11 protein-coding genes are annotated in these 14,195 nt (G+C 41.4%); 4 read left to right on the plus strand and 7 right to left on the minus strand.

What is annotated here, in order from left to right; genetic code table 11:
* Nucleotides 1–152: 152 nt before the first annotated feature.
* The 4 genes from SFRI_RS04555 to SFRI_RS04570 form a co-directional block, all read right to left on the minus strand.
* Nucleotides 153–1,877: an RluA family pseudouridine synthase gene (locus SFRI_RS04555; RefSeq protein WP_041412802.1), complete on the minus strand. Its 1,725-nt coding sequence runs from the start codon at nucleotides 1,875–1,877 to the stop codon at nucleotides 153–155.
* A 185-nt stretch (nucleotides 1,878–2,062) separates the two neighbouring features.
* The gene (gene bla, locus SFRI_RS04560) at nucleotides 2,063–2,848 is read right to left on the minus strand and encodes a subclass B1 metallo-beta-lactamase (RefSeq protein WP_011636361.1); all 786 of its coding nucleotides are present in this window, start codon (nucleotides 2,846–2,848) and stop codon (nucleotides 2,063–2,065) included.
* A gap of 264 nt (nucleotides 2,849–3,112) precedes the next feature.
* On the minus strand, nucleotides 3,113–3,496 hold the full coding sequence (locus tag SFRI_RS04565; protein ID WP_011636362.1) for a VOC family protein: 384 nt from the start codon (nucleotides 3,494–3,496) through the stop codon (nucleotides 3,113–3,115).
* Nucleotides 3,497–3,562: 66 nt separating this feature from the next.
* The gene (locus SFRI_RS04570) at nucleotides 3,563–4,885 is read right to left on the minus strand and encodes an ABC1 kinase family protein (RefSeq protein ID WP_011636363.1); all 1,323 of its coding nucleotides are present in this window, start codon (nucleotides 4,883–4,885) and stop codon (nucleotides 3,563–3,565) included.
* Nucleotides 4,886–5,065: 180 nt separating this feature from the next.
* Between SFRI_RS04570 and SFRI_RS04575 the strand changes: the two genes are divergently transcribed.
* Complete coding sequence (locus SFRI_RS04575; protein WP_011636364.1) at nucleotides 5,066–6,640, plus strand: tetratricopeptide repeat-containing sulfotransferase family protein; 1,575 nt, start codon at nucleotides 5,066–5,068, stop codon at nucleotides 6,638–6,640.
* A 127-nt stretch (nucleotides 6,641–6,767) separates the two neighbouring features.
* Here the strand turns inward: SFRI_RS04575 and SFRI_RS04580 are convergent, their stop codons facing one another.
* The 3 genes from SFRI_RS04580 to SFRI_RS04590 all read right to left on the minus strand — a co-directional run bounded on the left by SFRI_RS04580 (nucleotide 6,768) and on the right by SFRI_RS04590 (nucleotide 9,672).
* Nucleotides 6,768–7,943 (minus strand): aspartyl/asparaginyl beta-hydroxylase domain-containing protein, encoded by a 1,176-nt coding sequence (locus SFRI_RS04580; protein WP_011636365.1) that lies wholly within the window; start codon nucleotides 7,941–7,943, stop codon nucleotides 6,768–6,770.
* 99 nt (nucleotides 7,944–8,042) lie between these two features.
* A complete protein-coding gene (locus SFRI_RS04585) occupies nucleotides 8,043–9,071 on the minus strand; it encodes a sulfotransferase family protein (RefSeq protein ID WP_011636366.1) in 1,029 nt (342 codons plus the stop codon).
* A gap of 58 nt (nucleotides 9,072–9,129) precedes the next feature.
* Nucleotides 9,130–9,672 (minus strand): hydrolase, encoded by a 543-nt coding sequence (locus tag SFRI_RS04590; protein ID WP_011636367.1) that lies wholly within the window; start codon nucleotides 9,670–9,672, stop codon nucleotides 9,130–9,132.
* 131 nt (nucleotides 9,673–9,803) lie between these two features.
* On the opposite strand from SFRI_RS04590, the gene SFRI_RS04595 reads away from it, so the two are divergent.
* From SFRI_RS04595 to SFRI_RS04605, 3 genes are all read left to right on the plus strand, one after another.
* Nucleotides 9,804–10,841, plus strand: a complete 1,038-nt coding sequence (locus SFRI_RS04595) for a DUF2235 domain-containing protein (protein WP_011636368.1) — start codon at nucleotides 9,804–9,806, stop codon at nucleotides 10,839–10,841.
* Between the two features lie 187 nt (nucleotides 10,842–11,028).
* The gene (locus SFRI_RS04600; protein WP_049763570.1) at nucleotides 11,029–11,847 is read left to right on the plus strand and encodes a cobalamin-binding protein; all 819 of its coding nucleotides are present in this window, start codon (nucleotides 11,029–11,031) and stop codon (nucleotides 11,845–11,847) included.
* A gap of 835 nt (nucleotides 11,848–12,682) precedes the next feature.
* Complete coding sequence (locus SFRI_RS04605) at nucleotides 12,683–13,771, plus strand: hypothetical protein (RefSeq protein ID WP_011636370.1); 1,089 nt, start codon at nucleotides 12,683–12,685, stop codon at nucleotides 13,769–13,771.
* The last annotated feature ends 424 nt before the right edge of the window (nucleotides 13,772–14,195 follow it).

Here is a 14,195-nt window from a genome sequence, read left to right on the forward strand (position 1 = left end):
GGCTATTTTAGTTAAGTTACGAAACCAAAACTAAAACCAAACCAAACCCAAACCGATATTGCTAATTCAATATCGGTTTTATAGTTTCTAGGGTTCAGTTTTAACTAAATTATTAGGTACTTACACAGAATCTGTTACAGAGTCCTAATGCTCTATTCAAAATCCGCTTTGATTTCAAATACCATTTCTTTTCCGCTTACCGGATGATTTAAGCTTAAATACTGCGCGTGTAAATGCAATCTGTTGGTCGCGACACCGTATAAATCATCACCGACAATTGGCATATGCAGGCCATCGTGATGGGCGCAATGCATCCGTAATTGATGGGTTCGCCCCGTTTTAGGGTACAAATATACTAAAGTACGTTGCCCTTGACGTTGATACACTTGCCAATGCGTTTCGGCATGCTTGCCATGTTCATAACACACTAGCTGCTTAGGGCGGTCGTCCAAATCTACCCGTAATGGCAAACTAATGTCGCCCTCATCTTGGCTCGGCACACCTTCAATTAACGCGATATAACGTTTAGTGACGCTACGCTGAATAAACTGTTGTTGTAGGGCTTTGTTGGCTTCTTTGGTGAGTGCTATCACCATTAACCCTGATGTGGACATGTCTAGGCGATGAACAATCAGCGGCCCCGTTGCATTGGGGAATTGTTGCTGCATACGGCTAAACACCGAGTCGGTGATATTTTTTCCTGGTACCGATAATAACTCCGCCGGTTTATTAATAATCACCATCGCATCATCTTGATAAATAATATCAATATGCTGATCTTTACCCGGATTAATCAATAGTGGATCGTCATCAACCAGCATGCCTTTTAGCATGTGGGTTAAAATAGGTCGGCATTTTCCGTGACAAGCGGGATAGAAATTTTTGTGCTGTTTTATTTCAGATTTAGGTGATGATCCCCACCAAAACTCTGCCATGGCAATTGGAGTAAATTGATGAGTAAATGCGTACTGTAATAACTTAGGTGCAGCACATTCACCTGCACCAGCAGGCGGTAAATGATTCGGTGCATCATTAAAAATATCGTTTAAATCACGCGCTTCACCCAAGGTATTTAAAAACTGATATTGGGCGAAGAGCTTTTTTTGTAATCCATTTGAAAGTTGTTTACGTTGTTGTTTTAACTTTTTAATTTGTTGCGCAAGTGCATCTAAGGCCACTTTAGTGACTTCAATTTGAGTCTGCCACTGTTGTTTTAACGCGTTTAGCTGATGTTTTTGCTGCACACTTTGACGGCTTAACTCGATAGACAGTGTTTTATGGCTATCGTCGTTAATGCTTGCTTGTGCTAATGCATCATCTGCTTGCTCACGTTGCAGCTTACGCTGTTTGCGGCCTTCAACTATTGCGTTACGTTGCTGCTCAAGCTCATTTTCTGCCTGGTGCTGTTGCGCAGCTAAAGTCGCGGTTAATGTTGCTAATAACGGATTCGCTTCATGCTGGCTTATCGACAGATTAATTTGGTTAATCTGTTTATTTTCATGACTAAAAAAACTGTCATGGGTCAGCATGTCAAACACTGGTGGCACAAACGGTGGCAAGATATTTTGGTCGGCTAACTTACCTGAAAATGCGGCTAAAAAGCCAAGTTGCCCGAGCGTGTCTGTAACCACCAACACACCAAACATCTTGCCAATCACCATGCCACGATCACGTTCGCTGTCTAAGCCAAAATTATGTTCCCAAGGATTAGCCTCAAGTAACACCTGCTGTAACTGCTGTGCTGCCAGTATGGTTAATGGATGAGGTTGATAATAAAACGGAAAGGTAAAAGATTCAGGCAACCCTTGTTCGGCAAGCGTGTTATTGAAAGCCATCGCATCACTAAAAGGAATAAAACACGGGTCGTTAACAGACATCAAAAACACACTCATTACACCAAAGGACAGCTATTTTACCCTTTCAAACTAGCAGATGCATTATTTATTGAGCTCGGATTTTTTAGGATGTTAATCCAAACAACGTTGCAGAAACGATAGGGATAATCCAAGAGGGGATTGCTGTAGATCCCCTTTTAGCCTGTTCAGGGTGGAAACGTGCAATGTTAATCCAATTGATGTTTGGAAAGATAAATGTTAACTAACTCTTGTGTATGGTTAAGAAGCCCCGCATTGCCAATGGCTCCATGCCCTGGCACAACAACCTCAGCATCAACAAATGTCGCTTTAACCTTGCTAATCGTTACTGGCCAATCGGTTAACGATGCCTCAGCAATATAGCCCATACTCTTACTATGAGCACTTTTTACCAAACAGCCGCCAAAGAGTAATTGTGCTTTAGGGAGCCACACCACAATGTTATCAATTGTATGGCCAGCGCCTAAATAGCGAGCCTCGAGTAAACCATTAGCTAGGGTAAACGAGTCACCATCAAACGGCTGACTTGCGAGTGCTTTATGTTGTGTGGTCAATATTTTTTGAGTCATTGCAGATACGTGAGTGCTAACACCAATACTGTTTAGGTAACTTATTCCAGCCGTGCGGTCGGCATGTGAATGGGTTGAAATACTGGCTTTGAGTATAAAATTTTGCTGCTTTATCCACTCGACTAACGCAATAGTGTCTTTCTCGCTCCATGGGGTATCGATTAAATACGCATCTTTACCTTCAACAACCACTAGGCCATTAGCATCGACCAAACCAAAATCGTCAGTTTTGAAATATGACTGATATTCAAATAGTTGGATTTGTGTCGCTTGAGCTTGATTCGCCTTAACCAAAGCATTGCTACTGAGCGGTGTGATAGTCAGTTGGCCTGATGACTCAGCGCTTATCGCAAGTGGCATACAGCAAATAAAACCAATTAGTAATATCAATATTCGTGAAAACATAATGGTACTCAATTAACGTTCAGTCAAAGTTCAGTCGAACAGAATAAGCGTTAAAGTGTATCACTGAATTTGTGGATAATGGATAACATAGGCAAAGTCATGCCCGATGACATTGGTTGGGTTAAGCGGATAGTATTGAACGAATCGATGGGCAGTAGTCTTCAGCTATTAATTATTAAGCTATCAATATAGATGAAACCGTACAGGTCTCATCTATATTTGGACATCATTATTGATGACAGAAGATATTATCAATAACGACGATTATGCCTTTGGTCTGTGTAATACGCAGACTTTGTTACCAGAAGGGTCGCGTAAATAAGCTAGATATAATGGACCATTTGGGCTGTCGCGAACACCAGGAGCATCTTCGCAAGCTTCGCCACCACTCGCTACACCAGCAGCATGCCAAGCGTTAGCCTGTTCTGCATTATCAGCATGAAAACCTATGGTGCTGCCATTACCGTTGCAAGCTGGTTCACCGTTTAATGGTTTTGATAACGCAAAAATACCAGTACTAGTCATATAAAAACAACGACCTTTAGGATCAATTACCCCTGGTTTAATGCCGAGTTCGCCTAGTGTTGCGTCGTAAAAGGCTTTTGATTTTTCGATATCATTGGCACCAAGCATGATGTGGCTGAACATTGTGACTCTCCTTGTGGGGGGTGAATAAATACCAATTTTATTTATCTATTTTACTTATTTGTTAACTTATTCGTTTTTACTATTAACTACCTGATTAAACAGGGCGTGTACATTAATATTGGCGTTAAGTTTAGCGGCTAATAAATACATGCCTGCTAACTTGCGATGTATGAAAATAGCATCGGTTGGTGGTGTGTGCCATTCATTTTGTTGAGTGCTCATGGCTTTACCTGCCTGAGTGATCCTTTTAGCCAAATTACTTGCGCCAAAATCATACGTTCCTTGAGTACGTAATGGCTCACAAGCTTGGTAAAAAATATCAATAATCAGTTGTTTTTGTTGTGGGTCGATGGCGTCTTGAAAAAAGCCGATTTGTTGTGCCGCTTGTATCATTTGTTGTTTATCATCGGCAATCGCACCTTGCATCAATTGCATATAACCTTGCGATAATGTGTCGCTAATGGTGCGAGTGGCGCCAAAGTCGAGTAACACTATTTTCTGGCTGTCTGCTTGATACTGAAAGTTGGCAAAATTAGGATCGCTTTGCACCAGTTGAAAACAAAATAGCTCTTTAAAACACAGTTCCATCAAGGCACTTGCAACCTTGTCACGCACATCTTGTGGGGAGTGTTCGACGGATTCAATCGCGACGCCTTCCACAAATTGCATGCATAAAATACTGTTATTGCTCAATTTCGGATACACCTTAGGCACAATGAAGTGAGGACTGTCGCCTAACTGTTGCTGATAAAGTGCGATTTGCTGTGCTTCAAAGTGATAGTCTGCTTCGTTATGCAACTGCGCTTTAGCTTCGGCCAATAAGGTATCGAGTTTTACGTTAGCGGGGATTAACCGCGAGACTTTTAATAGGCTGGCAACGTTATCTATGTCGCTGTCGATGCTGTCGCGGATCCCTGGATATTGAATTTTTATCGCCAGCTTTTCGCCAGTATCCAAATAGGCTAAATGTACTTGGCCGATAGATGCTGCGGCAAAAGGGCGCAGTTCAAATTGGGCAAAAGGGGCTAGCCAGTCATGGCCCCAGTGCTGAACTAATAATTGAGTTAATTGTTTGTGCGGCATGGCTTTAGCGTCAGAACGCAGCTTCGCCAATATTTCAGCCAATTCAGGAGGCACTAAGTCACCGGCATCCATTGACAACATTTGGCCCACTTTCATCGCCGCGCCGCGCAGTTGCGACAGTTTATCTGCAACATGACCAATATTTTTAGGAGTCATCATCAGTTGTTGCATTGATGGCGATTTACCTTGGCTAAGCTGTTTTGCCCCTTCTAGTAGCACGTTACCCGCTAGGCGAGAAGCGAGTCCGCCCATTTTTGATAATCGGGACAATCGACTGGTTGGCACTTTAGTTTCATTATTTTTCATCAGATCTCACTTGTGTCGCATGAACTCATAGCGAATATAAATAATTGTACGCTGAAGTTGATTATTTCGTTCAATATGAGCGAATCGCGTGGTCAAAATTTACTATTTTCTATGTTACTCTGATTTTAGAGGCATTTAAGCCATTCTTTGGGTGAGCAAAACAATAATAAGGACCCTAGTTTGAGTATTATTGAACAATATTTAAGTCAAGCTGAAGCGTTGTTTCAGTCTAAAAACTATTCATCGGCCAGAATGTACGCACGTAAAGTGATTAAGCGTGATGATAAACACCTTGGGGCATTGAGCTTATTAGGTCAGATTCATTTACAGCAACAACAATATAATGAGGCCGAAAACTATTTTGCTACAGCCGCTGCCGTAGACCCTAATGCAATGCCTGTATTGACCGGTTTATTGGCTATTGCTGAAGTAAAACAAGACTTTTTTTTGGCGAAAACGTATTTATTACAATTAATTAATACCCAAGGTAACGTCGAAACATATCAATACAAACTTGGATTAGTCGCCACTAAAGTTGGTGATATGGCTTTGGCTGAACAATGTTTTGAATGGTGTGTGGCAAATGATTTTTCTGAGCCAGCAGTGCAGCTTAATTTGGGTCATATCTATAAGGCCAAAGGCGACACAGAAAAAGCGGCAAATTTTTATCATCAATATAATCAATTAAGCCCAAAGCAAGTGGGTGTAGGCTATTGGAGTTTGGCAGATTTAAAGCAGTACCGATTCAGCACTGATGATTTAACCTTATTGCAAGTTTTTGCAACTGATGAGTCGTTAAGCAAACAAAATCAGGCACTGGTGTATTTTGCTTTATGTAAAGCTTACGAGCAAACACAGCAAATTGATAAAGCGTCTGAGTCGATGTTATTAGCCAATAAAATAATGACGCTTCACAGGCCGTTTAAACAAGCCCAGTTTGCCAATATTGTGTTGTCACTGCTTGGGCATACGCCATCGCCACATATTGATAGCTTGCCGACTGCGAGCCAAACACCTATTTTTATTGTCGGGATGCCTCGTTCTGGTACTACATTGGTGGAGCAAATTTTGGCGTGCCACACAGATGTTGGGGCGACCGATGAATTACCGTTTATGGAACGTTTTGCGCTGCAAATGGACATGTCGGGTGGTTATAATGCAAGACTAAGTCAGCTTTCTGCCAGTCATATCGATCAGTTTCGTCAACGGTATTTAGCCGAGGTGAATCATTACTTTAGCGATGCGCCAACGTATGTAATCGATAAAAATCCAAATAACTTTTTGCACATTGGCTTAATTAAAACCTTATTCCCTCAAGCAAAAATCATTAATGTGGTACGTAATACCGTCGACAATGGCTTGAGTGTATTTAAGCAGTTTTTCAGTTTTGGCCATGACTATTCGTATTCGTTTGCGGGTATTTCAAGTTATTGGCAACACTATTTAGACATCATGCAACATTGGGATAGGTTGTACCCTAATGAGATTTTACATGTCTGTTTTGAACAATTAGTGCGTGAACCAGAGTCACAAATTCAACGCATATTAGATTACTGTGAGTTAACGACTCAAGCGCAATGTTTTACCTTTTATGAGTCTGAACGAGCCGTATTAACGCCTAGCGCTAGCCAAGTTAGGCAGCCTATGAACCTTAAGGCAATTGGTCAGGCAGACAAGTATCAAGCTTTTATACCTGAGCAAATAGCCGAGTTGGATGCCATAGCGAAAAAAGCAGCACTGCAATTCTTTGGTTAAGCAGAACTTGGAATAAGAATTTATTATAAGCCAAAACAACCTAGTTTGGCTGACTTTATAGAAATGGCGCCTAATGGCGCCATTTTTGTATATATTCTCAGATAAACCTATGCAGGTATTCTTCTCACTAATTCACTTTACCGTGACATGTTTTATAGCGCTCGCCACTACCGCAAGGGCAAGGACTATTGCGAGATGGCGGTGCAGCAATAGTGCGAGCGTTATTTTCAGCTGCTGTTTTTGGTATTATTGATGTTGCTGATGCAGATTTTACGGATGCTAAATTTGCACTTTTTGGTGAGCTTTTTGGTAAAGTCATAGCCTGTTTGCGTGTTGCCAATTGCTCACTAAGTTCAACATTCATACACGCCACGATAACCAATTGTTCGAACGCTTTTACCGCCGAACCAGAATGGGTCAATTGCAGTGATTTAGCGCACTGTAGTGCTTTTATCATGGTTTGTTCACGTAGCGAATGATAATGCGGCCAACCTACTTTAGTGCACTCATATTGCAGCCATAACATCCGCCAATCGGCCACAAACTCTGCTATTAATAACGAAAATGCATTCACATCTGCAACTAGATTTTCGAGGTTGTGTTTGACCTCTGCTAACAGCTCATTGGTTAAGTATTCAACCTCAGCGACAGGCATGATCACCGGGGCATTAAATTGCTCTGTGATTAATGTTGCCGGTGAGTCTGGGTTAAAACCGACGAATTGACTGTTTAATGTTGTTGATTGATCATCTGCGATTGAACGTGAGTGTTGAAATACCGTTCGCCAAAATTGACTAGAACCGGCTAAATCAACGACTAAATGAACACGGTATTGGTCGCTGTTGTTTTCCACTTTGTGAAGCTTCCACGAGTCGAAAATCCAACATTCTCCTGCGCCCATATGCACTTGTTTGTCATGACAAAAAAACTGCACTTGCTCAGTGGTGGTAATGGGAATATGCACTCGAACACGTTTATACCAATGGTAATTAATGTCTGAATGCAGTGGCACTTGTGCACCTGGCGCTAAGCGCATTAATCTTGATCGGCTGAGTACCTCACCAAATGAGGCGAGTATTTGCTTGATGTAAGGGCTTTTTGCTAACGCCGCAGTGGGCAACATTGGCCCTTTAAAGTCATTATTAAACTCGCCATTGACCGAGATTAACGGAATAGCCGAATTACCCTGAAAACCTTCATGATGAGTCACCCAATCTGATTCGGTAAATTGCTCGATCTCTTTGGCTAATTGACCAACATCAAAGCGAAAAGGTAACTGATAAAACTCATGGGGTAACTTCATAATTGGGCTCTCTGTAATACGGCGCTTAACGTTATGATTTTCTTTACAAGGTATTTTTACCCGTTCTGCTGACTATTTACAAATGACTAACTCAAACGGTTAACGTAACTGGCCATGGCATTGTTTAAATCGCTTGCCTGATCCACAAGGGCAGGGACTGTTACGAGATACATTTTGCTCGCTTGGTGTAGCCAGTTTTTCAGTTGGTTCGGGTGTTAGTGCTATAGGCTCAGCAATGTCGTGTTGCTGCCATTGAGTGTCATAGATTGGATGACCGCGTTCGCCTAAAAGATGATTGATTTTGTTCAGTGTTGAAGAGGCACTCGGCCAAATTTTTGCGATGTCATGGTAATTTTCGAGCCACTTATTGGGTTTGGGTGTCGAGATGGTGTAGCGAGAATGCGCTAATGGCTTACTGCATAATTGCGCTAAAGCAGGGTCAAAATCCGTATCAGTAAATTGGCATAGTTGCTTAACGGTTTTCGCAGGATCTGCAATTAATTGATCATAAGACACCATGCACCAGCGATTACTGTCAATCTTTTGCAATGAATCCATAATCGCTTCATTAGCGGCTTGCCATTGAAATGCAGCAATAGACTGTAACGGCTGGCGATTAAGTTGTTGCCATTTTTCTGGTAGCAGTAGCGACCAATTACGTTTATCCCATCCCGGTAGATTTGGGTAAGTGACAAACTTATTCGACCGCCACGCTTGCATAATACTGCTGATGTTTTCTTTAGGCTCCCTCACTAAATAGATAAATAAAGCGTCGGGAAACAGTGCATTAAAAAAGTCGACCCGCAAACTGTTTTTTGGGGTTTTTTCTAAAAAGCGGATATTAGTCGTATCAGTACTATCGGGTTTATTACCATGATTATCTTGTAGCGCATCGCTAAAACGTAGCAGCAATTGCTGGCGTAGCTCGTCATCAATATCTTGTTCCGTTAACGCATTAGAACTAAATTGACGATAGGCGATATTCAGCTTGGGTATGGTTTCAATGAGCGCATGACTTTCGCCGCCAATGGTCCATATGGACTGGCTTTTTGATAGAACTTCGAACAACAAAGTGCTGCCTGAACGAGGCGCGGATAAAATAATAATGGGCCGATCAAATTGATGCATAGCGGTATGATGTTTTTGTTATATTTTTTAACATCATACCCACACCGTTATCATATGGCTACTTTATCAATTTCAGTAGAGCCTTAAAGCGATCACCTTGGGCAACATGTTGTAGCTCAAACAGTAGTGATTCAACATTGGTGAGATTGGCACCATCATTAAGCATCATTTGCACCCCAAGTACTTTATTGTCTGTACCTCGTGATGCAACGGCATCGGCAACAAGATGTACTTGATAGTCGTTGGCCAGTAAATCTTTGCACGTTTGGTAAACGCAAACATGGGTTTCGATACCCGCAAGAATGATATTATTACGGTTTAATGCTTTAAGTTGTTGTTTTGCTTCTTCACAATGCCAGCCACTAAAGTGCTCTTTAGCGATGGGTTTGGATGTTTGCGATAAGAGTTGTGCGAGTTCGTCGCTGGTATGGCCTAATTTGTTGGGTAATTGTTCTAACCAAATAATCGGAATATCAAATAGTTGTGCACCTTGAATTAATACTGCAAGCTTTTGGTGTAGTTGAGCTGATTGCTGCATAACTTGGGCTAGCTTGCCTTGCACGTCGACAATCATTAATACACTTTGTTCTGCTGTTATCATGGTCCGTTACTCGAATGATTAAGTGAGCTTTCGAGTATTGGTTATTTTTACCGTGGTGCAAATAAGCATTTAGTCTATTATGGCTATGATAATTGTTATGAATGTTCACTCAGAGAATGTCAGGGATTGATATGAATAAACGTATTGTCATTTGTGCCGACGGAACCTGGAATCGGCCAGAAAAAGATCTTGAAAAAGATCACGCCACTAATGTACTTAAACTCGCCAGAGCCATCAAACCCATTGCTGATGATGGTGTACCGCAACAGGTGTTTTACGATTGGGGAATTGGTTCGTACTATGACTCCATGATTGGTGGGGCAACTGGGCGAGGCTTACATAAAAACATTATGGATGCTTACCGCTACATAGTGCAAAACTACTCTCCTGGCGACGAGATATACCTGTTTGGTTTTAGCCGTGGTGCATACACAGTGCGCTGTTTATGTGGCCTTATTAATAATTGCGGCATTGTCACTCGACCAGATGCAAAGCTTATTCAGCAAGCGTTTGACCACTATAAAATGAAAACTAAACCTTTTGCACCAGATGGTGAACGCTCGGTGGCATTTCGTCAGCAACATTCGCATCCTTCACGTGAAGTGGCCTTTGTTGGTGTGTGGGACACCGTTGGGGCAATGGGGATCCCACTGTCTTTTTTAGGCATGTTTGAAGATAAAGATGAGTTTTATGACGCCAAGTTAGGCCGAAATGTCAAAGTGGCTCGCCATGCACTCGCGTTAGATGAGCATCGCAGCGATTTTGAACCAACCATTTGGGCACCTCGTACCAGCATAGACATACAGCAGGTTTGGTTTATTGGCGCCCACAGTAATATTGGTGGTAGCGTTGCCCCCAATGATGACGGTAGCACCTTGTCTGATATAGCGTTGCAGTGGATGATAAGCCAAGCGCGAGCAGTTAACTTAACGGTCGAGTTACATTTAGCCGATGCTTTATTGCCTAATCCTATGGCGGATATTCAAGATTCATATCGCAGCTTTTATCGGGTTAAAAAACGTTTTATGCGCAAGCTAGATCCAGAGCAAGCACCGATATTATTACATCAGTCGGTTAAAACGCGCTGGCTGAATGACAGTAATTATCGACCGAAAAACTTAGTAAATTACATTGATAACCATGGTTGGCCCGATAAACTGGTGCAATAATCTGTGTTAACACCATCATTAAATAACGAGTGTTAGCAATCACTAATAGCAACCACCATTAGTCACCACTAATAGTCACCACTAATAGTCACCACTATTACTAACCATTATTAAAAACATTTCGATTAAGGACAGTATTTTGCTACGTGTATTTTTAACGCTCATCACAGTGATATGGCTCTCGTCTATATCACTTTTTTTACCCGCGGCTGAACCGACGGCTTCTGATGATTTACAAGATAAGCCGCCAGCAAAACGGATTATTGCTCTATCGCCTCATGGAGTTGAAATGCTGTTTGCTATTGGTGCTGGCGACTCAATTGTAGCCACCACCGATTATGCCGATTTCCCTGCAGCAGCTAAGAATATTCCGAGTATTGGTGGTTATTACGGTATTCAAATCGAGCGAGTGATTGAACTGAATCCCGATTTGGTGCTGGTGTGGCAAAGCGGTAATAAAATGGAAGACATTAATCAGTTACGTGATTTAGGTTTTACCGTTGTGAATAGTGATCCTAAAAGCTTAGCTGATGTTGCCACGGATATTGAACTGCTGGGTAAACTCACCGGACATTCGGTTAAAGCCAAGCAAGTGGCTGATGACTATCGTCAGCAGTTGGCTGATATTACGTTGCAAAACCAGACGAAACCTGCGGTAAAAGTGTTCTATCAATTATGGTCAACACCACTGATGACAGTGGCTAAGGGCAGTTGGATACAAAACCTTATTGAAGTGTGTCATGGTGAAAATGTGTTTTATGATGCAGCAAGTGAGTACCCACAAATTAGCATCGAAAATGTGTTACTAACCGGCGCTGAAGTGATTTTACAAAGCCAAGATGAAGGCAATATTTTAGGTATTAATTGGTCTGACTGGCCTGAGCTACCCGCGGTAAAAAACCAGCATATATATCAGTTTGATGCCGATTTACTGCATCGGGCAACCCCAAGGGCAATTCAAGGCGTTAATGCGGTTTGCGGAGCGTTGGATAAAGTAAGAAAGTAAGACTTTATTCCGTCGCGGCGGCATATTCGATTTCTTATTTCGTCGTGGCGGTATATTCGATTTCTTATTCCGTCATCCCGGTAATGATTGTGAGCCGGAATCCAGCTTTTTTGTTCAAACTTCGTTTGAATTAACATCGCAAGGTTCCACCCTGCACGAGCTAAATACTTTGTCATTCCGGCAATGTTTTTGAGCCGGAATCCAGCTCTGCTCTTTGGTTTTTTGGTTTTTTGGTTTTTTGGTTTTTTGGTTTTTTGGTTTTTTGGCTATGGCCTGTGGCCACTAACGTCGTGGCGCTTCACCCACACCAGACCAAGAGGAAACCAACGGCTGTTCCCTCTTGGAACTCCCAGCCGCCCCGCAACATTTTCAAACAGCGAAAAGTCGCCATGGGGATTGATCCAGCTTTTGACTTCGTTTGAAATCTTCTTCGGCCTTATTCGAAAATGCTAACGCTTCCGATGGTACATCCTGTACCGCGAAAGCTAAGCTCACATCCATGTGAGCATCACGCAATTTTCTTCAACGTCCTCAATGTATTGAATACTGGAAGTTTAAGTATGCTTACGCATTCTTTTTATAAAGAGTCTTCAACGCTCACAAGTTCAGAGTTGAATCTGTCCCTTTTAAAGTCAGTATATCTGACACGTTTATGCCCCTTTCTGTGTTTCAGCCTCTTTGTAAAAGATTCCAAAGCGCATTTTCTATTAAATTAGATAAACAGTCGTATTATTATCCCATTAATTTTGCTTCGTAATTATTTTCAGAGTTCTAGACTAATGCTAAATTGATGGTATTTTAATACTTATTAGTCAGTTATTAGGTTAGTTAACGAATGATAAACGTGGTTAGTGACGATAAGATCACAGAATTTAGAGATTTAGTAAATTCTAATTCAAGCTTTGTCTATCAGACTTATAAAGATAAAAATGGAAAAAATCTCTTCAACTTAGTCTGTTCTTGTATGGACTGGATCACAGTATCAATTCGACACTTAGAGAATGTGCCTGATTTTGACAAAAATATTGATACAAGAGTTATGCAAATGTTTACCCTTATCTCTTCAATTGACCTTATTTCAGAGTCAATCACTCAATTGCACCGTGTATTTATCAACCCCCAAACGATCCCCTTTACAGGTGAGAAGAAATGCTTTGCTAATCGACTATTCGCTGATGAAGATGATAATAGCTACTTTAAAACGGTAAGAGCTTGCTTTGGTGCTCACCCTGTTAATCTTAATCAGTCTAATACTAAGCGTTTCGCTAGTTGGCCGTTCGATAGTCATTCCAACACTGCCGAACTTACTGTTCATTTATATAGTTCAAATATAAATGATGAAGATTTACCACTTCATCTAAACAGAAATGAATTATTGGAATTTCTAACGACTCGATATGACTATCTTGATGTAATTGCAGACAAGATAGAAAGTTTGTTCATCGAGTATCAGAAAAATTTATCAAAGCAGCTAATTGAGAGTAAGTTCGATCCCCTAGAACAGCTCTATGTTCTTAAAGCAGAGTCTGTGAAGAGGTTAGACAACGATTATTATAACGGTGAGATTGATGATCTGATTATGATTTTCGAAGCAGAAGTAACGGATCCTGACCTTATGCCAATTGCTGATAGCTACAAAGATTCTCTCATACCCCTAATTGATGAAATTAAGACTAATCTTCAATCTATGAATATCGTTGATTTGGAAAATGACTGTGAGCTAAGAATTAGGTCAGATCTTAGCAGAGAGTTGAGTTATGAACTTGGGAAATTTTATAGTTGGATACACGGTGATAGATACGATCCATTGTTACACTACTACTTAGAACGGTTCAACGCTTTAACTGGCGGAAAGTTTAACTTCACTAATACTGATGAAATTAACCTGACTTTTCTTAAAGCGAAGCTAATGTTAGCTGAGTAATTACCTGGACAATTGAATAAAACTGCACCGCATAATTGAAGATTAATTTTATCTGATTTATTCGCATTAACATGAAAAGTCTAACAAGTTTCTGTCCAAAAATCAGTTAGCCTTGCTTAGAAATTTATAAATTCAACTCTGGACTTGAGGCCGTTGAAGAAAATGACGTGAGCTGGCCATGGACGGCCAGCTAGCTTTCGAGGGGAAGGGACGCCCCATCGGAAGCGTTAGCATTTTCACTCTTTATTGCAAAATGGGCCGAGGCCGGCTACAAATACGGTTTAAAGCTGGCTCAATTTCCGTCGCAATTTTTTCGCTGCTGTTGTTTGGTTAAATAGCGAAAATGTTGCCGGAACGGCAGGGGTGATCCAAGAGGGGATTGCTGTTGATCCCCTTTTGGCCAGTGCAGGGTGGAACCTTGCGA

This window comes from Shewanella frigidimarina NCIMB 400 (genome assembly GCF_000014705.1).
Taxonomy (GTDB): Bacteria; Pseudomonadota; Gammaproteobacteria; order Enterobacterales; family Shewanellaceae; genus Shewanella; species Shewanella frigidimarina.

Coding starts and splice junctions, on each gene's coding strand:
- SFRI_RS04555 (WP_041412802.1), bottom strand. CDS start 1,877: ATGTCTGTTAACGACCCGTGTTTTATTCCTTTTAGTGATGCGATGGCT.
- bla (WP_011636361.1), bottom strand. CDS start 2,848: ATGTTTTCACGAATATTGATATTACTAATTGGTTTTATTTGCTGTATG.
- SFRI_RS04565 (WP_011636362.1), bottom strand. CDS start 3,496: ATGTTCAGCCACATCATGCTTGGTGCCAATGATATCGAAAAATCAAAA.
- SFRI_RS04570 (WP_011636363.1), bottom strand. CDS start 4,885: ATGAAAAATAATGAAACTAAAGTGCCAACCAGTCGATTGTCCCGATTA.
- SFRI_RS04580 (WP_011636365.1), bottom strand. CDS start 7,943: ATGAAGTTACCCCATGAGTTTTATCAGTTACCTTTTCGCTTTGATGTT.
- SFRI_RS04585 (WP_011636366.1), bottom strand. CDS start 9,071: ATGCATCAATTTGATCGGCCCATTATTATTTTATCCGCGCCTCGTTCA.
- SFRI_RS04590 (WP_011636367.1), bottom strand. CDS start 9,672: ATGATAACAGCAGAACAAAGTGTATTAATGATTGTCGACGTGCAAGGC.
- SFRI_RS04595 (WP_011636368.1), top strand. CDS start 9,804: ATGAATAAACGTATTGTCATTTGTGCCGACGGAACCTGGAATCGGCCA.
- SFRI_RS04605 (WP_011636370.1), top strand. CDS start 12,683: ATGATAAACGTGGTTAGTGACGATAAGATCACAGAATTTAGAGATTTA.